Source organism: Microbacterium altimontanum (genome assembly GCF_058349865.2).
Genome location: NZ_JBYRJB020000007.1, coordinates 43110 through 61992, shown reverse-complemented (window position 1 = coordinate 61992; position 18883 = coordinate 43110). Strand labels below are relative to the sequence as shown.

Here is an 18883-nt window from a genome sequence, read left to right as displayed (position 1 = left end):
TTCCCTGACGCTCCCCAGCCGCTGCTGCTGGTGTCCCTCGGCCGCTGTTGCCGACGCTCCTCAGCCGCTCTTGCGGCGGAACTCGCGCTTGTGTCCGGCGCGGCCGTGCGGCTCCTGGACCGCGCCCTTCCCGTCGAGGTGCGACTCGCCCGAGTAGTGGTTGGCGTTCTTCTTCTCCAGCGCCTCGCGGAACTTGCGCTTCACGTCGTCTGCGGCGCCCGCGGTCTTCTCGTCGTCGCTCATGCCCCAACCCTAGGCCAGGCGTGGGACAGCCGCCATCCCATGCGGATCCGGCAGAAACCGCGGCGGCGGCGAGAACCCCTGGTAGGCTCGTGAAGGCTGCCGTGTGGCGGCCGACCAATTCAACACTGAGCTCCCACACGGAGTTCAGGGGGAGCAGGCTGGCAGGAAGCTGGTCTCCTGTGGTGGGTTCCCCTCCGGGGCGGAGGGTGATCTTCTACTGGTGACCAGCGCAAGCGGCTCTCACGACGGTGTCCTGATCGGCACCCGTCGTGCGCTCATATCTGCCTGCTCGTGCTCCTTCGCATCCCTCGCCCGCGAAACGCGCGGACGAGTCTAAACAAAGAAGGAGAGACCTCTTGGAAGGTCCTGAAATCACCGCCGCCGAGGCCGTTCTCGACAACGGCCGCTTCGGCACCCGCACCGTCCGGTTCGAGACCGGTCGCCTCGCCCAGCAGGCGCAGGGCTCTGTCGCGGCGTACCTCGATGAGGAGACGATGCTCCTGTCGGCCACCAGCGCCGGCAAGCACCCCCGTGAAGGGTTCGACTTCTTCCCGCTGACCGTCGACGTCGAGGAGCGCTCGTACGCCGCCGGCAAGATCCCCGGCTCGTTCTTCCGTCGCGAGGGCCGCCCCTCGACCGACGCGATCCTGGTGTGCCGTCTGATCGACCGCCCGCTGCGCCCGTCGTTCGTCGACGGCCTGCGCAACGAGGTCCAGATCGTCATCACCGTGCTCTCGATCGCCCCGGGCGAGTTCTACGACGCGCTCGCGATCAACGCCGCCTCCGCCTCGACGCAGATCTCCGGTCTGCCGTTCTCGGGCCCGATCGCCGGTGTGCGCCTCGCGCTCATCCCGGGTCACGGCGAGCACGAGGACCAGTGGGTCGCGTTCCCGAACGCGAAGCTGCTCGAGGACGCCGTGTTCGACCTCGTGGTCGCGGGCCGCGTGCTCGAAGACGGCGACGTCGCGATCATGATGGTCGAGGCCGAGGCGACCGAGCACAGCTGGAACCTCATCAAGGGCGGCGCCACCAAGCCGTCCGAAGAGGTCGTCGCCGGCGGGCTCGAGGCCGCGAAGCCCTTCATCAAGCAGCTCGTCGAGGCGCAGGCCGAGATGGCGGCGAAGACCGCGAAGGAGCCGGGTGTGTACCCGGTGTTCCTGCCCTATTCGCAGGCCACTTACGACTTCGTCGCCGGCCGGGCCTACGACGAGCTCGTCGGCGTGTACCAGATCGCCGACAAGATCGAGCGCCAGAACGCCGACGACGCCGTCAAGGACCGCGTCAAGGGCGAGCTCGAGGCTGCCATCGCCGACGGCTCCGTCGACGCGATCGCCGCCGCGGAGTTCTCGGCCGCGTACAAGGCCGTCACGAAGAAGATCGTCCGCGGACGCATCCTGTCCGAGGGCGTCCGCATCGACGGGCGTGGGCTCGCCGACATCCGTCCGCTCGACGCCGAGGTGCAGGTCATCCCGCGCGTGCACGGCTCCGCCATCTTCCAGCGCGGCGAGACCCAGATCCTGGGTGTCACCACGCTGAACATGCTGAAGATGGAGCAGCAGATCGACTCGCTGTCGCCGGTCACGCACAAGCGGTACATCCACCATTACAACTTCCCGCCCTACTCGACCGGTGAGACCGGCCGTGTGGGAAGCCCGAAGCGGCGCGAGATCGGCCACGGCTTCCTCGCCGAGCGCGCGCTCGTGCCGGTGCTTCCGGGCCGCGAGGAGTTCCCGTACGCGATCCGCCAGGTCTCCGAGGCGCTGGGCTCGAACGGCTCGACGTCGATGGGCTCGGTGTGCGCGTCGACCCTGTCGCTGCTGAACGCCGGTGTGCCGCTCCGTGCGCCGGTCGCCGGCATCGCGATGGGCCTCGTGTCCGACACCGTCGACGGCGAGACCCGCTACGCCGCGCTGACCGACATCCTGGGAGCCGAGGACGCGCTCGGCGACATGGACTTCAAGGTCGCCGGCACGAGCGAGTTCGTCACCGCGATCCAGCTCGACACGAAGCTCGACGGCATCCCGTCGCAGGTCCTGTCGGCGGCGCTGCAGCAGGCGCACGACGCGCGCATCACGATCCTGAACGTCCTGAACTCGGCGATCGACGCCCCGGACGAGATGGCTCCGACCGCGCCGCGCGTGATCAGCGTGCAGATCCCGACCGACAAGATCGGCGAGCTGATCGGCCCGAAGGGCAAGACGATCAACGCGATCCAGGACGAGACCGGCGCCGACATCTCCATCGAGGAGGACGGCACCGTCTACATCGGCGCCGTCGACGGGCCGTCCGCCGAGGCCGCTCGCGCGCAGGTGAACGCCATCGCGAACCCCACGAACCCGGAGGTCGGGGAGCAGTTCCTCGGCACCGTCGTGAAGATCGCGACGTTCGGGGCGTTCATCTCGCTCCTGCCGGGCAAGGACGGTCTGCTGCACATCAGCGAGGTGCGCAAGCTCACCGGCGGAAAGCGCGTCGAGAACGTCGACGACGTGCTCTCGGTCGGCCAGAAGCTGCTCGTGCGCATCACGAAGATCGACGACCGCGGCAAGCTGTCGCTCGAGCCCGTGCTCGAGGAGGGCGAGGCTGCGGCCGAGCCGGAGGCGGCTCCCGCCGAGGCCTGATCGGCGAACACCGGATGCCCGTCCCCGCGTGGGGCGGGCATCCGTCGTCTGCGGCCCACGTCCGCCGTGGACGAGCCGGTCGCGGCGGGCCCGCCGCGGCGGGAAAGCGTTACGGAATGTTTACCGAACGGCCATCGCGGGGCAGGGAAACGTCACCGGTCTGACCTACCCTCGTAGTACGCGCCGGGGGGCGCAGAAGCAAGCGGCCGCGGATCGTGACGATTCGTGAGGGGGTGGGCATGACTGTCATCGGTGACGGCGCCGTCGCGCGAGCGGCCGGCGCGAGCCCGGCGGCGCCCACCACGACCCCTCGCCACGTGGCGGCGGAGCACCCGTCGGCGCCGATCCCCGTGCAGGGCGAGCCGATCGGGTCGCACGTGCGGGTGCCGTTGGGCGAGACCGGCGTGGAGGTGTTCCCGCTCCTGCTCGGCGGCGGCGAGTTCGGCTGGAACGTCGACCTGGAGTCGAGCCACGAGATCCTCGACGCGTACCTCGAGCGCGGCGGCAACGCGGTCCACACCGCCGACAGCTTCGCCGGAGGTCGCAGCGAGCACATCATCGGCGAATGGATGCGTACGCGCGGCGTGCGCGACGACCTCGTGCTCGCGATCCGCGTAGGCGCCCATCCCGACAACCCCGGCACCGATCCGGTGAACCTCGTGCGGGCGGTGGAGGCGTCGCTGACGCGCCTGGGCACCGACCGCATCGACGTGCTCTACCTCAATGCGTCCGACGGGATCGCGTCGGTGGAGGACACCCTCGCGACCGCGGAGTGGCTCGTGGAGTCCGGCAAGGCGCGCAGCATCGGCGCGTTCGGCTTCACCGCCGAGCAGCTCGTCGAGTCGCGCATCCTCTCCTCTGCCGGATACCCGCGCATCACGGTGCTCGATGTGCCGTTCAACATGCTGCGCCGCCAGGACTTCACGGAGGACCTCCGGCTCGTCGCCGGCGCGCAGGGCATGGCGGTGACGCCGTCGCACGCGCTCGAGCACGGCTACCTCGCCGGACGGCTGCGCACGCGCGGAGAGCTCGGCCGGTCGGTGCGCGGCGTGCAGATCGCGAGCAGCATGAACCGCCGGGGCACGCGCACGCTCCGGGCGCTCGACGCGATCGGGGCCGAGCTGGGCGTGCCGCCCGCCGCCGTGGCGGTGGCGTGGCTCCTCGCCCAGCGCACCGTGGTCGCGCCGATCGTCAACGCGTTCGCTCCCGCGCATGTCGAGGAGTTCGTGCAGGGCGTGGGAGTGCGGCTGAGCCGCGCGCAGCTGGCCGAGATCGCACGCGTCGCGGACTGAGGGCCATTTCATCGGCCGGCTTCGGCCCCCGGCGGGGCGACCTCGCTTAGGGTGGAAGAGGGGCCTTCGGGTCGGGGAAACCATTTCGCACGGGAGAGAGACGGCGTGACGCATTACATCTACCTCGTGCGGCACGGCGAGCATCAGGACGCCGAGCAGGGCGTCGCCGACGGGCCGCTCTCGCCGCGGGGGAAGCGTCAAGCCGAGGCGCTCGCCGATCGCCTCTCCGGCCTTCCGCTCTCCGCCGTCTGGCACTCGCCGCTCGAGCGTGCGGCTGAGACGGCGCGCGCCGTGGCCGACCGCCTGCCGGCGGTGGACCCGCAGCCGTCAGCGCTGCTGTTCGACTGCATCCCCACCGGCATGACGGACGAGACGCCCGCGGTGTACGAGCCGTTCTTCGGCTCCGTGACCGAGGCCGAGATCGAGGCGGGCCGGGCGCAGATGAACGATGCGGTGAACGCGTTCCTCGTGCGCAAGCCCGGCGATGTGCACGAGCTGCTCATCACCCACAACTTCGTGATCAGCTGGTTCGTGCGCGAGGTGCTGCAGATGCCGGAGTGGCGCTGGATGACCCTCAACCAGGCGCATTGCGGCCTCACCGTCATCGCCCAGAAGAACGGGCGGCCGTGGAGCCTGGTGACCCACAACGACCTCGGTCACCTGCCGTTCGAGCTGCAGACGGGCCTCCCCGAACCGCTCCCCGTCTAGCCTCCCAGCCGCTCCCGGTCGAGCCTCCCCGTCGCTCCCTGCCCAGCAGCGCGCTTGGTCGCTCCCGCCGGCAGGCCGGCGCTGCACATTCCCGCTGATGCGCGTGTCTTTTTCTGCCGCATCAGCAGGAATCTGCAGCACCCGGTGAAATCGCGGCGCATGAGCAGAATGCTGCAGCATTATGGGGACGCTCCTGGCCGGGGCCGCCGGGCCTCCTCAGCGGGCGAGGGTCTTGCCGTACCAGCGCGTCGCGTTGGGGTTGTCGTTGTACGGCTCGATCGCGACGAAGCCGGAGCTCGCGTAGAGGCCGCCGGCCGCCTCGAGCGTGTGGTGGGTGTCCAGGACGAGCTCGCTCGCGCCCCATTCGCGCGCGCACCGCTCCAGCTCCTGCAGCAGCAGCCTGCCCCAGCCGCGGCCCCGGGTCGAGGGGCGCAGGAACAGGTGCTTCACCTCGTAGCGGATGCCGGCGTCGCCGTCGTCGACCCGGCGGATGCCGCCGCATCCGACCGCCTCGCCCTCGTCGTCGTGCACCACGAGGAACACGCCGGCCGGCGGCTCGAACATCGACCGCGGCGGCTCGGCCGGCGTGTAGCGGCCCGGGAACGCCTCCGCACGCATCGCGACGTACTCGGCGAGCAGCCCGCGGGCGATCGGGTCGTCGACGGGGGTGGGGGACAGCGACACCATCTTTCGAGCGTAGCGCTGCGGCTGTGCCACCCTGGGGCGCCGTAGGCTTGAATCATGACGACACGTGTGGCGATCGTGGGCGGCACCGGCAAGCTCGGCGGCATCATCCGCGACGTGGTCGAGGCCGAGCCGGGCTTCGCCGTCCACGCGACGCTCTCGTCGCGCGACGACATCGGCCGGATCGCGGGCGCCGATCTGGTGGTGGATGCGTCGACCCCCGCCGTCTCGGTCGACGTGGTCCGCGCCGCCGTCGAGAGCGGGATCAACATCCTCGTCGGGACCTCCGGGTGGTCGGCCGAGCGCATCGCGCTCGTGCGTCCGCTCGTCGAGGCGGCGGGGACGGGGGCGGTCTTCATCCCGAACTTCTCCCTCGGCTCCGTGCTCGGCTCCGCGCTCGCCGCCGCCGCGGCACCCTTCTTCCCGTCGGCGGAGATCGTCGAGGCGCACCGCGACACGAAGGTCGACTCGCCGAGCGGCACCGCCGTGCGCACGGCCGAGCTGATCGCCGAGGCCCGCTCCGCGGAGGGGCCCGTGCTCGCTCCGCACGTCGATCAGCGCGCCCGCGGACAGCAGGTCGCCTCCGTGCCCGTGCACTCTCTGCGCCGCCCGGGCGTGATCGCCCGGCAGGAGGTCATCCTCTCCGGCGCCGGGGAATCGCTCTCGATCGTGCACGACACGGTCGACTCGGCGGCCGCGTACGCCCCCGGCATCCGTCTCGCGCTCGCGCACGCCGTCGATGCGCGGGGAGTGATCGTCGGACTCGACAGCTTCCTCGACATCGGCATCGGATCGCGTCCGAAGGCCGCCGACGCATGAGCACGCGCATCCTCGTCGCCATCCTCACCGTCGTCCTCGTCCTGTACATCGCCGTGACGGCGCAGTGGGCCTGGCTGCTCGTGACGAGCGGCCGCCCGGTCGCGTTCGGGATGGGAGCGCTGCTCATCGTGTTCCCGATCGTCGCGCTGTGGGGCATCGGCCGCGAGATCTGGTTCGGCGTGCGCGCCGAGCGCGTCGGTCGGCGCCTCGAGGCGGAGGGCGGACTGCCCGACGATGCCGTGCAGGTGCGGCCGAGCGGGCGCGTCGTCCGCGACGACGCCGACGCCGCCTTCCCGCGCTATCGCGACGAGGTGCAGCAGCATCCGGACGACTGGCGGGCCTGGTACCGCCTCGGCGTCGCGTACGACGCCGCGGGCGACCGAAGACGCGCGCGTGGCGCGATCCGTCAGTCGCTCAGGCTCGAGGCCGCCTCGCGCGCGTCCTGAGCCGGCACCGCGGCAGCGACGGCATCCTCGACCGTCGTATTCCGGAATCGGAATCCACTGCCCTCGAGGACGGACGGCGTGACATGCGCGTCGGACAGGAGCACGGCATCGGCGGCCGCGCGTCCGAGCACGAGGCGCAGCGCCCACGCGGGCGTCCGGATGAGATAGGGCCGGTTCATGCGCACCGCGAGGGCGAATCCGAGGTCGTTCGCCGTCGCCCGTGTCGGCCCCGCGAGGTTCACCGGACCGTCGATCTCCGCCTCCAGGACATGGCGGATCGCCCGCACCTCGTCGTCTAGCGAGATCCACGGCCAGGACTGCGTCCCCCGCCCGAGGGGCCCGGCGAGCCCGAGGCGCGTCAGCAGCACGAGAGGCCTCAGGACGCCGCGCGCGTGCACGATGGGAGCCGTGCGCAGGAGGGCGATCCGGGTACGAGGGCCGGCGCCCCGTGCCGCACGCTCCCACTCCCCGCAGACGTCGGCGAGGAACGTCTCGCCCCGCGGCGCATCCTCGGTGAGAACGCGGCCGGGAGCCGTGCCGTAGTAGCCGACGGCCGAGGCGCTGAGGAACGCGGGCGCGCCGTCGCCGAGCTCGCGGACGGCCCGGGCGAGCGTCCGGGTCGGGGTGATCCGGGACCAGAGCAGGGTGCTCCGATACCGCGGAGTCCACGGCATGCGCCCGATCGTCGCGCCGTTCAGTCCCACGACGGCGTCGGCGCCGTCGAGAACCGCGGGATCGAGCGGCTGGCTGTCGGTGAGCCACTCGACCTCGTCGTCGGCCCGTGCGGGACGGCGCACGAGGCGGGTGACCTCCACGCCGTCGGCGCGCAGCGACGCGACGAGCGCCGTCCCGATGAGACCGGATGCGCCCGCCACGACGACACGGCGGGGGCGCAGCGGGGCTTCAGCCAAGCGACGCCTCGAGGGTGATCTCGATGCCGGCGAGCGCCTGCGACACGGGGCAGCCGCTCTTGGCCTCCTCGGCGATCCGATCGAAGTCGGCCTCGTCGATGCGGGGCACGACGGCGGAGACGTTCAAGTGGCTCCCGGTGATCCCCGTTCCCGGGATGAAGGTGACCGCGGCCGACGTCTCCAGGCGCTCCGGCGGGGTGCCGTTCTGGGTGAGGGCGTTCGACAGGGCCATGCTGTAGCACGCGGCGTGTGCGGCGCCCAGCAGCTCTTCGGGAGTGGTGACCGAGTCGGATCCCTCGCTGCGCGCCTTCCAGTTCACGGGAAGGGGCCCCTGGCCGGAGCTCGTGAGACTCACCTCGCCGGACCCCTCGAACAGCGTTCCCTTCCAGTGCGCGGTTGCTTCGCTCGTGACGCTCATGTCTCCTCCGTCGGTCGGTGTGCCGCCAGCCTAACCAAGCGGCCGGGGCCACGACAGGGGGAAGTCAGGTGGTCATCGACGTGCGCCCGACCAGCCCGATGCGCTGCAGGAGCAGATAGACCTGGCAGCCGAGGCAGAAGCCGAACGCGGCGTTCAGGACCGCCGCCACGAAGGCCAGCGCGGCGGCGATCGGCAGCGCCCACGGCACACCGGCCAGCTGGAGGACGAGTCCCACGCCACTCACGAACAGGCCCACTCCCTGCGCGAAGCGCGGCGGACGCGGGTCCTCCCGGTCGGTCGCCGGGGCGAGTCGGGGCTGCACGACGCGACGGTAGATCACCCCCCACGGCGCGGTGCGCGGCGACAGCACTCCCCACAGGAAGAGCACCGCCACAGCGAGCAGAAGCAGGAACGCGGGATCGAGGACGCGCTGGAGCACCGACAGCAGTGGGAGCGCGTACGGCCCGGCCGGGACGAACACCTGGCCGGCCAGCGGCTGGTACGCGAACCATCCGAAGGACGCGTGCGCGGTCGACACGCCGAGCAGTCCCAGCAGCACGGTGACGAGCAGGAGCACCGACGTGATCCCGGCCGCGAAGCGCGGCCCGCGCGGGTCGATGCCGGACTGCGGCGGCTCAGACATGCGCGACCCCTCCGATCACGCGGTGGAGTTCGCGGGCGACGGCATCCCGCGTCGGCGCGCCGCTGAAGCGCGCACGCACGAAGCCGCTGTCGTCGACCAGGAACACCGTCGGCGTCTGCAGGATGTGCAGCCGCCGTGCGAGATCGCCGCGGTGGGTGAGGTCGACGTCGGCGTGCTCCACGCCGGCCGTCTCGCCCGCGAGGGCGCGCAGCATCCGTCGCACCTGCGGGCAGCGGGCGCACACGGCGGTGCTGAACTGCACGAGGGTCGCGCGCTCACCGCGCGGGACGTCGGCCAGGGCGCCGAGATCGAGGGCGCCGGCGGCGCGGGCGCGCCCGGCGCGGCGCTGCAGCGCCCACCCCAGCGCCAGCGTCACCGCGATCAGGGCGGCGACGGCCAGCAGCGCGGTCCAGGCGGGCATGTGCACGACCGTACCGGCACGCGCCGCGACGCGGGTCCGGATGACGGAGTATGTCGGGGTTCCGGCCGGTATCGTGGCGGGTGTGAGCATCCCGACGCCCTACGAGGACCTGCTGCGCGACGTGCTCGAGAACGGCACGCACAAGAGCGACCGCACCGGCACCGGCACGACGAGCGTGTTCGGTCGCCAGATCCGCTTCGACCTGGCCGACTCGTTCCCCCTCATCACGACCAAGCGCGTGCACTTCAAGTCCATCGCGTACGAGCTGCTCTGGTTCCTGCGCGGCGAGTCGAACATCGCGTGGCTGTCCGAGCACGGCGTCACGATCTGGGACGAATGGGCGGATGCGTCAGGGGAGCTCGGACCCGTCTACGGCGTGCAGTGGCGGTCGTGGCCGACGCCGAGCGGCGAGCACATCGACCAGATCGCGCAGGTGATCTCCCAGATCCGCGAGACCCCCGATTCGCGGCGGCTCATCGTGTCGGCGTGGAACGTGGCCGACATCCCGCAGATGGCGCTCGCTCCCTGCCACGCGCTGTTCCAGTTCTACGTCGCCGACGGCAGACTGTCGTGCCAGCTGTATCAGCGCAGCGCCGACCTGTTCCTCGGCGTGCCGTTCAACATCGCCTCATACGCGCTGCTCACCCTGATGGTCGCGCAGCAGACCGGTCTCGAGCCGGGGGAGTTCGTCTGGACCGGCGGGGACTGCCACATCTACGACAACCACCGCGAGCAGGTGCGCGAGCAGCTGAGCCGCGACCCGTATCCGTACCCCACGGTGCGCATCGCACGGAAGCCGGCGTCGATCTTCGACTACGCGTACGAGGACTTCGTCGTCGAGGACTACCAGCACCATCCCGCCATCCGCGGCGCGGTCGCCGTCTGAGATGCGGACCGGGCTCATCTGGGCGCAGGCCCACGGGGGAGTGATCGGCGCCCACGGGGGGATGCCGTGGAACGTGCCCGAGGACATGGCCCACTTCAGGCAGGTGACGACGGGCTGCCCCGTGGTCATGGGCCGGCGCACATGGGAGTCGTTCCCCGAGCGCTTCCGGCCGTTGCCGGGCCGACGCAACATCGTGATCACGCACGACGACGCCTGGCACGCCGACGGTGCCGAGCGCTGCGGCTCGCTGGATGCCGCGCTGGCGCTGGCGGCGGATGCGTCGGCCGACGCCGCGTGGACGTGGGTCATCGGCGGGGGACAGGTCTACCGGGAGTCGATCGACCGCGCCGACCGCCTCGAGGTCACCGAGCTCGACCTCGAGGTCGACGGCGACACGACGGCGCCCGGGCTCGACGGCTGGCGGCTCGTGACCGCCGATCCGGCGGACGGATGGCACATGTCGCGCTCCGGCATCCGCTACCGCTTCCTGCGCTACGAGCGCTGACCCCTCGGCGACACGCCCGCCCGTGTCCGCCGTCAGCAGACGCCCGGTAGCGTGTGACGAATGGTGACAGCCCTCGTGACGGGAGCCAGCTCCGGGCTCGGCGCGGAGTACGCGCGGCAGCTGGCCGAGCGCGGCGCCGACGTCGTGCTCGTCGCCCGCGATGCGGACGCGCTCGCCGCCGTCGCCGCCGAGGTGCGAGACCGCGGTCGTGCGGCGGAGGTGCTCGTGGCGGATCTCCTGGATCCCGGGGCCCTGGCGGCGGTGGTCGCCCGGCTCACAGACCCCGATCGGCCCGTCGAGGTCCTCGTCAACAGCGCCGGCATCGGCATGTCGCTCGACTTCGAGCGCAACGACGTCGAGGCCGAGGTGCGGCATCTGCGCCTGCACGACGAGGTCCCGCTGCGCCTCATCCATGCCGCGCTCGGCCCCATGCTCGCACGCGGGCACGGCCGCATCCTCAACGTCGCCTCCATCGCCGCGTTCATGCCGCGCTCGACGTACGGCGCCGTGAAGCAGTGGATCGTCGCGTTCAGCCGCTGGGCGAACGTCGCCTACGGCCCGCGCGGCGTGACGGTCACGGCGGTGTGCCCGGGCTTCGTCCACACCAACTTCCACTCCCGGCTCGGCCTGCCGCCGGGCGAGGAGGGCATCGCCGGCTGGATGTGGCTCGACGCTCCCGACGTCGTCCGCGAATCGCTGCGCGACCTCGCGCGCGGCCGAGCGGTGTCCATCCCATCGCTGCGCTACAAGCTCATGGCCCGTGCCGTGCGCCTGCTGCCCGACCGGCTCACGGCCCGGCTCGGCCGGCGGGGACGGTAGAGCCGACGCCGCGCCGTCCGCAGCGCCGCGCTCCACAGCAGACCAGGCCGTCGACCGCCCGGCATCGAGGCGGCGGGGCGGAGCGGAACCGATACCCTGAGAACATGACGCACGCGGGCAATCCCTTCGGACAGGTACTTGTGGCCCTCGTCACGCCCATGGCGGCGGACGGCGAGGTCGACTGGCCCGCCGTCGAGAAGCACATGGACGATGTCGTGACGGCGGGAGCCGACGGCATCGTCGTGACCGGCACGACGGGCGAGACCAGCACCCTCACCGACGCCGAGAAGATCCGCCTCGTCGAGGTCGGCAAGGATGTCGCGGCCGGTCGGGCGAAGATCATCACGGGCGGCGGATCCAACGAGACCGCGCACGCGATCGAGCTGTACAAGGCCAGCGAGAAGGCCGGCGCCGACGGCATCATGATCGTCACCCCGTACTACAACAAGCCCACCCAGGCGGGCATCCTCACCCACTTCCGCCTCATCGCCGACTCGACCGACCTGCCGGTCATCCTGTACGACATCCCCGGCCGCACCGGCGTGCCGATCGCCTACGAGACGATCCTGCGGCTCGCCAAGCACCCGAACATCCTCGCCGTCAAGGACGCGAAGGGGAACTTCAGCGAGGTCTCCCGGGTGCTCAACCAGACGGATCTGCTGTACTTCTCCGGCGACGACGCCAACGTGCTGCCGCATCTGGCGATCGGCGCGGCGGGCCTCGTCGGGGTGACCGCGAACATCGCCGCCCAGCCCTACCGCACGATCGTCGACGCGGTGAACCGCGGTGACCTCGCGACGGCGACCGCCGAGCACAAGAAACTCGAGCCGCTCGTGCGCGCCGTGATGACGCACGTGCCGGGCACCGTCTCGGCGAAGTACATCCTGCACGGTCTCGGCCGCATCTCGAGCCCCCGCGTGCGACTGCCGCTCGTCGGCCCAGAGGAATGGGAGGCGGCGAAGATCGAAGACGAGCTCGCCCTTGTGAAGGATGTCGCCGGCGTGGACTTCTCGAACTTCCGGCCTGACCGCAACGCGGCCGCCGGCGGCGCACTGCCCAAGGTCTCGGGGACCACCCGATGATCGCGCAGCAGGTGATCGATCCGCCGGCACTGGCCGAGGGCACGCTCCGGATCGTCCCGCTGGGGGGCCTCGGCGAGGTCGGCCGCAACATGACGGTGTTCGAGTACGACGGCAAGCTCCTCGTCGTCGACTGCGGAGTGCTGTTCCCGGAGGAGAACCAGCCGGGCGTCGACCTGATCCTCCCCGATTTCGAACCGATCCGCCGTCGCCTCGACGACATCGTCGGCGTCGTCCTGACACACGGCCATGAGGACCACATCGGGGCGGTGCCGTACCTCCTCAAGCTGAAGAGCGACATCCCCCTGATCGGTTCGGGCCTGACGCTCGCGCTCGTCGAGGCGAAGCTCAAGGAGCACCGCATCAAGCCCTACACGCTCACCGTGAAGGAAGGGCAGCGCGAGCAGGTCGGTCCGTTCGACCTCGAGTTCGTCGCGGTGAACCACTCCATCCCCGATGCGCTCGCCGTCGCGATCCGCACGCCCGCGGGAACCGTGCTCGCCACCGGCGACTTCAAGATGGACCAGCTGCCCCTCGACAACCGGCTCACCGACCTGCGCGCCTTCGCGCGCCTCGGCGAGGAGGGAGTCGACCTGTTCCTGGTCGACTCCACCAACGCCGACGTGCCGGGCTTCACCGCGCTGGAGCGCTCGATCGGCCCGGTGCTCGACCAGGTGATCGGCAAGGCGCCGCGACGCGTCATCGTCGCAAGCTTCTCGAGCCACGTGCACCGCGTGCAGCAGGTGCTGGATGCGGCGGCCGCCCACGGTCGCCGTCTCGCGTTCCTCGGACGCAGCATGGTGCGCAACATGACGATCGCCGAGCAGCTGGGCTACCTCAACGTGCCCGAGGGCGTGCTGATCGACTACAAGAAGGCGAAGGACCTGCCCGACGACCAGATCGTGTACATGTCCACCGGCTCTCAAGGCGAGCCGATGGCGGTGCTGAGCCGGATGGCGAACCTCGACCACGCGATCGAGCCCGGTCCGGGCGACACGGTGATTCTCGCCTCCAGCCTCATCCCCGGCAACGAGAACGCCGTGTACCGCGTGATCGACGGACTCACCAAGCTCGGGGCGAACGTCGTGCACAAGGGCAACGCGAAGGTGCACGTGTCGGGCCACGCCGCCGCCGGCGAGCTCCTCTATTGCTACAACATCGTCAAGCCGCGCAACGTCATGCCGGTCCATGGCGAGCACCGGCACCTCCGCGCGAACGCGCAGCTGGCTCAGGACACCGGCGTACCGGCGGCCCGGACGATCATCGCGGAGAACGGCACGGTGGTCGATCTGCGCGACGGCGTCGCCGAGGCCGTGGGCCAGCTCGACATCGGCTTCGTGTACGTCGACGGTTCGACGGTCGGCGAGATCACGGACGCGGACCTCAAGGACCGCCGGATCCTCGGCGAGGAGGGCTTCATCTCCGTCATCGTCGTCGTGGACTCCACGACCGGCAAGATCATCTCCGGCCCCGAGGTGCACGCCCGCGGCTTCGCGGAGGACGCCGCCGTGTTCGAGGACGTCAAGCCGAAGATCGCCGCCGCGCTCGCCGAGGCTGCGAAGCAGGGGGTGCGCGACAACCACGCGCTGTCGCAGGTGGTACGCCGCACGATCGGCCGCTGGGTGAACCAGTCGCTGCGTCGTCGGCCGATGATCGTGCCGTTGGTGATCGAGGCGTAGCCGTGACGTACCCCAGGTCCCTGAGCGAGGCCGCGCGCAGCGCGCCCGAGTCGAAGGGCGAGGCGCAGCCGCGACGTACCCCAGGCCCCTGAGCGAGGCCGCGCGCGGCGCGCCCGAGTCGAAGGGCGAGGCGCAGAGCGGTCCTCCTCCCGCGTCGTTCCGGGGCTGTGTCGCCCCGCCGCGATACCGTGGAGCAATGGCCAGGAGCACCACGAGCAGCCGCACGCCCGCGAAGGGGTCATCTTCGCGCGCGAAGAAGCCCGCGCCGACGCCGAAGCGCTACGTCGGCGAGCCCGAGAAGCCGCCGGTCGCGGTGCGCATGTGGCTCGCGCTCGCCCACGTCGTGGGCGGCCTGTTCCGGGCGTTCGGGCCCGAGACGCTCGAGAAGGATCAGCGCCGCGACGGGCTGCCCTTCCTCATCGTGCTGCTCGCGGTGGCCGGAGCCGTCGTCGAGTGGTTCCTCATCGGCACCGCCGCATCGGCAGGCATCAGCGCGTACTCGATCGGCGGGCTCGTGGGCCGCACGGCGTTCGTGCTCCCCGTGCTCCTCGTGCTCCTCGCCGGCTGGCTGTTCCGTCACCCCTCGTCGGTGAACGACAACGGCCGCATCGGCATCGGTTTCCTCCTGTTCGTGCTCTCGATCGCAGGCTTCTGCCACATCTACGGCGGCCAGCCCAATCCCCAGGACGGCCTGCCCGCCCTCAGCGCCGCCGGAGGACTGTTCGGCTGGATGATCGGCGCACCGCTGAGCTACCTCACGACGTTCGGCGCGACCGTCTTGCTGGCGCTGCTCGCGGCGCTGTCGGTGCTGATCGTCACCAAGACGCCGCCGAACCGGATCGGCCGGCGGCTCGGCGACCTGTACGCGTGGATGTTCGGTGCCGAGCGCGCTGAACGCGCCGAAGCGGGCGACAACACGACCGGCAAGACCGCGGTGCTGCCCGAGAACGACGACGACGAAGACGACAAGCTTCCCTGGTGGCGCCGCAACAAGACGGGCCGAGAGAAGGATGCGGACGGCGAGGTCGGCTCGCAGGACCTCACCGAGCTGCTGAGCTTCGACGACCACGACGACGATCACGGCGGTTTCGAGCAGGCGATCGAGCCCATCGCTCCACCGCCCGCGCCGAGGTTCTCCCCGGACGCCGCCACCGAGGTCATCGACCCGTCGGTGCTCGCCGGTGCCCAGCGCCAGGTCGCGGCATCCGCCACCGGTCTGCACGACGACAGCGACACCGGTCCCATCGACGGCGACGCCCTGCCCGGACTGACCGGGATCGGCAGCGGCGGAGACCGCGCCCCGTCGGCGCCGTACCAGCTTCCGTCGGCGCAGTCGCTCGCGGCCGGCCAGCCGGGCAAGACACGCTCCGAGGCCAACGACCGGGTCGTCGCCGCGATCACGGGTGTGCTGCAGCAGTTCAAGGTCGACGCGAAGGTGACCGGCTTCTCCCGCGGGCCGACAGTGACGCAGTACGAGATCGAACTCGGCCCCGGTGTGAAGGTCGAGCGCATCACCGCGCTCACGAACAACATCGCGTACGCGGTGGCGTCGAACGAGGTGCGCATCCTCGCGCCGATCCCCGGGAAGAGCGCGATCGGTGTCGAGATCCCCAACACCGACCGCGAGATCGTGACGCTCGGCGACGTGCTGCGCTCCGACAACGCGACGAAGTCGACGCATCCGATGACCATCGGCGTCGGCAAGGACGTCGGCGGCGGCTACGTCGTCGCGAACCTCGCGAAGATGCCCCACCTGCTCGTCGCGGGATCCACCGGGTCGGGCAAGTCGAGCTTCGTGAACTCGATGATCACGAGCCTGCTGATGCGCGCGAAGCCGTCGGAGGTGCGCATGGTCCTCATCGACCCCAAGCGCGTCGAGCTCACCAGCTACACGGGGGTGCCGCACCTGATCACGCCCATCATCACGAACCCGAAGAAGGCGGCCGAGGCGCTGCAGTGGGTCGTGAAGGAGATGGACATGCGGTACGACGATCTCGCGTCGTTCGGCTTCCGCCACATCGACGACTTCAACAAGGCCGTCATCGCCGACGAGATCCAGCTGCCCGCCGGCAGCGAGCGAGTCCTCAAGCCCTACCCCTACCTCCTCGTGGTGGTCGACGAACTCGCCGACCTGATGATGGTCGCTCCGCGCGACGTCGAGGACTCGATCGTCCGCATCACCCAGCTCGCGCGGGCCAGCGGCATCCACCTCGTCCTCGCCACTCAGCGCCCCTCGGTCGACGTCGTCACGGGCCTCATCAAGGCCAACGTGCCGTCCCGACTCGCGTTCGCCGTCACGAGCGTGACCGACTCGCGCGTCATCCTCGACCAGCCGGGTGCCGACCGCCTCATCGGCCAGGGTGACGGGCTGTTCCTCCCGATGGGCGCCTCCAAGGCCATCCGCGTGCAGGGTGCGTGGGTCAGCGAGCCCGAGATCGAGAAGGTCGTCAAGCACGTCACCGCGCAGGCTCGGCCGGAGTATCGCGCGGATGTCGCAGCCGTCGTGCAGAAGAAGGAGGTCGACGCCGACATCGGCGACGACCTCGAGCTGCTGCTCGCCGCCGCCGAGCAGATCGTGTCGACCCAGTTCGGATCGACGTCGATGCTGCAGCGCAAGCTGCGCGTCGGCTTCGCGAAGGCCGGGCGCCTCATGGACCTGCTGGAGTCGCGCGAGATCGTCGGCCCGTCGGAGGGATCAAAGGCGCGCGACGTGCTCGTGACGCCCGAGCAGCTGCCCGAGGTGCTGGCGCGGCTGCGCGGCGACGAGCCTCCCGCGCCGGCGCCGTCGTCGAACCCGCCGGATCCGTATAGCGGCGACCCGGTCGAGCGGCAGTTCGACGGGATGCCGGTCGTCGACGGGGATGACGACGACGAGGACGCCTGGGGTCTCACCGGCCGGGAATGACTCGGCCTGGAATACTGAGACAGTGGCCGTCCCCCGTCAGCTCCCCAACACGATCACCGCCGTGCGCATCCTGTGCGCGCCCGTCTTCCTCTGGATGCTGCTGGCCGACGCCGGTGCCGACGGACCGCTGCGCTGGTGGGCGGCCGTGCTGTTCATCCTCGCGATCGCGACGGACGGGATCGACGGTGCCATCGCACGCCGCAACGACATCGTCACCGACCTCGGCAAGATCCTCGACCCGATCGCCGACAAGGCCCTGACGGGCTGTGCGTTCGTGGGCCTGTCGATCCTCGGCGAGCTTCCCTGGTGGATCACGATCGTGGTGCTCGTCCGCGAGGTCGGTATCACGGTGTACCGGTTCGCCGTCGTGAGCGACCACGTGCTGGCGGCCGCCTGGATGGGCAAGCTCAAGACCGTCGCCCAGGCGGTCGCCCTCGCGCTCGCGCTGCTTCCCCTCCCTGCCGTCGTCGGCGCATGGATCTGGTGGGCAGGCGTCGTCACGATGACGATCGCCGTCGTCCTCACGATCGCGAGCGGCATCGACTACGCGATCAGCGAGGTGCGCGGGCGCCGCAGGGCCCGCACATGACCGCACTGCCCGAGGCGCGCGAAGTGCTCCGTCGTCTCGCCGCCCGCGGCTGGACGATCGGCGTCGCCGAGTCGCTGACCGGCGGCCTCCTGGCCGCATCCCTCATCGATGTGCCGGGCGCATCCGTCAGCATGCGCGGAGCCGTGGTGGCGTACGCCACCGACCTGAAACACGCCCTCCTCGGCGTGGACGCCGGCCTGCTCGCGGCGCACGGGGCGGTCCATCCCGAGGTGGCGCGCCAGATGGCCGACGGCATCCGCGCCGCCGCCGGGCCGGACGGGGAACGCACCGATGTCGGGGTTGCGACGACCGGCGTCGCGGGACCCGGCCCTGCGGACGGACATCCCGCCGGGACGGTGTTCGTCGGGGTCGCCACGCCCGACGGCACGCAGGCGGTGGAGCTGCACCTCGACGGCGACCGCGATGGCATCCGCCACGAGACCGTGCGGCGCGCGCTGCAGGCCGTGATCGACGCGCTGTGACCCCGCTCGCATCGCGCGGGAACAACCATGATTGCGGTTCGGTTGCAATGGGCGATTCCCATTCATTCCACAGCGCGTGGGATTAGTCTGACCCGCACGGGTGTTGTACTGTTAGGCACTCGCAAACGAGGGAATCACGGTGAGGAGGGGCCCGAAATGATCCTGGTTCGTCAAGAGATCGGCGAAGTCCTTCGGGACCTTCGCCAGCAGAAGGGGCACACCCTCCGTCAGGTGGCGGGACGCGCCAGCGTCGCGCTCGGGTACCTCAGTGAGGTGGAGCGTGGCCAGAAGGAGGCCTCCAGCGAGATCCTCGCATCGGTCGCCGAGGCGCTGAACGTCCCCATCTCCACGATCATGCGTGAGGTGGGCGACCGCATCTCGGTCCTCGAGGGCCTGCAGGGATTCCCCGACGTCGTGCCCGACGACCTCGTCGCCGAGGTCGGTCCCGAGCTGTCGCTGCGCTGACGCGTGCGGCGCAGCGAATTCCATCGCGCCGTGGCAGCCGAGTTCGGCAGCCGCGGCGCGAGCCTTGTCGCCGACCTGATCCTTCCCGGACTGGGCGACCGCACGGCGACGCAGGCCCTGGATGACGGCATCCCGCCGCGCGATGTCTGGCTCGCGCTGTGCGCGGAGACGGATGTGCCGGAGTCGCGCCGGCACGGCGTCGGTCGGCTGGAGCCCCGGCGCTCGTAGCACCATCCGGCGTGTCGTCGAAGATGCGTTCGAGGTCGGCGTA

21 protein-coding genes are annotated in these 18883 nt (G+C 70.8%); 15 read left to right on the top strand and 6 right to left on the bottom strand.

Translation table 11 applies throughout. The features are described from left to right. Window positions 1–60: 60 nt before the first annotated feature. The gene (locus AC3RX1_RS13535) at window positions 61–243 is read right to left on the bottom strand and encodes a DUF5302 domain-containing protein (RefSeq protein WP_491501776.1); all 183 of its coding nucleotides are present in this window, start codon (window positions 241–243) and stop codon (window positions 61–63) included. Window positions 244–599: 356 nt separating this feature from the next. On the opposite strand from AC3RX1_RS13535, the gene AC3RX1_RS13530 reads away from it, so the two are divergent. The 3 genes from AC3RX1_RS13530 (at window position 600) to AC3RX1_RS13520 (ending at window position 4861) form a co-directional block, all read left to right on the top strand. Further along, window positions 600–2861 carry a polyribonucleotide nucleotidyltransferase gene (locus AC3RX1_RS13530; protein WP_491501775.1) on the top strand — a complete coding sequence of 754 codons (2262 nt, stop codon included), beginning with the start codon at window positions 600–602 and terminating at the stop codon, window positions 2859–2861. 239 nt (window positions 2862–3100) lie between these two features. Continuing rightward, the gene (locus AC3RX1_RS13525) at window positions 3101–4153 is read left to right on the top strand and encodes an aldo/keto reductase (protein ID WP_491501774.1); all 1053 of its coding nucleotides are present in this window, start codon (window positions 3101–3103) and stop codon (window positions 4151–4153) included. Between the two features lie 105 nt (window positions 4154–4258). Continuing rightward, complete coding sequence (locus AC3RX1_RS13520) at window positions 4259–4861, top strand: histidine phosphatase family protein (RefSeq protein ID WP_491501773.1); 603 nt, start codon at window positions 4259–4261, stop codon at window positions 4859–4861. Window positions 4862–5077: 216 nt separating this feature from the next. Here the strand turns inward: AC3RX1_RS13520 and AC3RX1_RS13515 are convergent, their stop codons facing one another. Next, window positions 5078–5548: a GNAT family N-acetyltransferase gene (locus AC3RX1_RS13515; RefSeq protein WP_491501772.1), complete on the bottom strand. Its 471-nt coding sequence runs from the start codon at window positions 5546–5548 to the stop codon at window positions 5078–5080. Window positions 5549–5602: 54 nt separating this feature from the next. Here AC3RX1_RS13515 and dapB point away from each other — a divergent pair, with 54 nt between their 5' ends. Both dapB and AC3RX1_RS13505 read left to right on the top strand, forming a co-directional pair. Continuing rightward, a complete protein-coding gene (gene dapB / locus AC3RX1_RS13510) occupies window positions 5603–6364 on the top strand; it encodes a 4-hydroxy-tetrahydrodipicolinate reductase (protein WP_491501771.1) in 762 nt (253 codons plus the stop codon). Then, entirely contained in the window at window positions 6361–6810 is a 450-nt protein-coding gene (locus tag AC3RX1_RS13505) for a tetratricopeptide repeat protein (protein ID WP_491501770.1), read from the top strand. The genes dapB and AC3RX1_RS13505 overlap by 4 nt, the downstream gene beginning before the upstream one ends. Here the strand turns inward: AC3RX1_RS13505 and AC3RX1_RS13500 are convergent. The 4 genes from AC3RX1_RS13500 to AC3RX1_RS13485 all read right to left on the bottom strand — a co-directional run bounded on the left by AC3RX1_RS13500 (window position 6771) and on the right by AC3RX1_RS13485 (window position 9203). Further along, window positions 6771–7721 (bottom strand): TIGR01777 family oxidoreductase, encoded by a 951-nt coding sequence (locus AC3RX1_RS13500; RefSeq protein WP_491501769.1) that lies wholly within the window; start codon window positions 7719–7721, stop codon window positions 6771–6773. The two genes, AC3RX1_RS13505 and AC3RX1_RS13500, sit on opposite strands and share 40 nt — an antisense overlap. After that, window positions 7714–8139, bottom strand: a complete 426-nt coding sequence (locus AC3RX1_RS13495; RefSeq protein ID WP_491501768.1) for an OsmC family protein — start codon at window positions 8137–8139, stop codon at window positions 7714–7716. Before AC3RX1_RS13495 ends, AC3RX1_RS13500 begins: the two co-directional genes overlap by 8 nt. 64 nt (window positions 8140–8203) lie before the next feature. Continuing rightward, a complete protein-coding gene (locus tag AC3RX1_RS13490) occupies window positions 8204–8782 on the bottom strand; it encodes a DUF4395 domain-containing protein (protein WP_491501767.1) in 579 nt (192 codons plus the stop codon). Continuing rightward, window positions 8775–9203 (bottom strand): TlpA family protein disulfide reductase, encoded by a 429-nt coding sequence (locus AC3RX1_RS13485; RefSeq protein ID WP_491501766.1) that lies wholly within the window; start codon window positions 9201–9203, stop codon window positions 8775–8777. The genes AC3RX1_RS13490 and AC3RX1_RS13485 overlap by 8 nt, the downstream gene beginning before the upstream one ends. Before the next feature lie 40 nt (window positions 9204–9243). Here AC3RX1_RS13485 and AC3RX1_RS13480 point away from each other — a divergent pair, with 40 nt between their 5' ends. The 10 genes from AC3RX1_RS13480 to AC3RX1_RS13435 all read left to right on the top strand — a co-directional run bounded on the left by AC3RX1_RS13480 (window position 9244) and on the right by AC3RX1_RS13435 (window position 18840). Then, window positions 9244–10089: a thymidylate synthase gene (locus AC3RX1_RS13480; RefSeq protein ID WP_491501765.1), complete on the top strand. Its 846-nt coding sequence runs from the start codon at window positions 9244–9246 to the stop codon at window positions 10087–10089. Between the two features lies 1 nt (window position 10090). Further along, window positions 10091–10594 (top strand): dihydrofolate reductase, encoded by a 504-nt coding sequence (locus AC3RX1_RS13475; RefSeq protein ID WP_491501764.1) that lies wholly within the window; start codon window positions 10091–10093, stop codon window positions 10592–10594. Window positions 10595–10654: 60 nt separating this feature from the next. After that, window positions 10655–11413: an SDR family NAD(P)-dependent oxidoreductase gene (locus AC3RX1_RS13470; RefSeq protein WP_491501763.1), complete on the top strand. Its 759-nt coding sequence runs from the start codon at window positions 10655–10657 to the stop codon at window positions 11411–11413. Between the two features lie 104 nt (window positions 11414–11517). Beyond that, window positions 11518–12495, top strand: coding sequence for a 4-hydroxy-tetrahydrodipicolinate synthase (dapA, locus tag AC3RX1_RS13465; protein ID WP_491501762.1), 978 nt, complete (start codon window positions 11518–11520; stop codon window positions 12493–12495). Continuing rightward, entirely contained in the window at window positions 12492–14171 is a 1680-nt protein-coding gene (locus AC3RX1_RS13460; protein ID WP_491501761.1) for a ribonuclease J, read from the top strand. Before dapA ends, AC3RX1_RS13460 begins: the two co-directional genes overlap by 4 nt. Before the next feature lie 196 nt (window positions 14172–14367). Next, window positions 14368–17076, top strand: a complete 2709-nt coding sequence (locus tag AC3RX1_RS13455) for a DNA translocase FtsK (RefSeq protein ID WP_491501760.1) — start codon at window positions 14368–14370, stop codon at window positions 17074–17076. Between the two features lie 22 nt (window positions 17077–17098). Then, window positions 17099–17665 (top strand): CDP-diacylglycerol--glycerol-3-phosphate 3-phosphatidyltransferase, encoded by a 567-nt coding sequence (gene pgsA, locus AC3RX1_RS13450; protein WP_491501759.1) that lies wholly within the window; start codon window positions 17099–17101, stop codon window positions 17663–17665. Then, complete coding sequence (locus tag AC3RX1_RS13445) at window positions 17662–18147, top strand: CinA family protein (protein ID WP_491501758.1); 486 nt, start codon at window positions 17662–17664, stop codon at window positions 18145–18147. Before pgsA ends, AC3RX1_RS13445 begins: the two co-directional genes overlap by 4 nt. 156 nt (window positions 18148–18303) lie before the next feature. Beyond that, window positions 18304–18612 carry a helix-turn-helix domain-containing protein gene (locus AC3RX1_RS13440; RefSeq protein ID WP_491501757.1) on the top strand — a complete coding sequence of 103 codons (309 nt, stop codon included), beginning with the start codon at window positions 18304–18306 and terminating at the stop codon, window positions 18610–18612. 3 nt (window positions 18613–18615) lie between these two features. Continuing rightward, the gene (locus AC3RX1_RS13435; protein ID WP_491501756.1) at window positions 18616–18840 is read left to right on the top strand and encodes a DUF3046 domain-containing protein; all 225 of its coding nucleotides are present in this window, start codon (window positions 18616–18618) and stop codon (window positions 18838–18840) included. The last annotated feature ends 43 nt before the right edge of the window (window positions 18841–18883 follow it).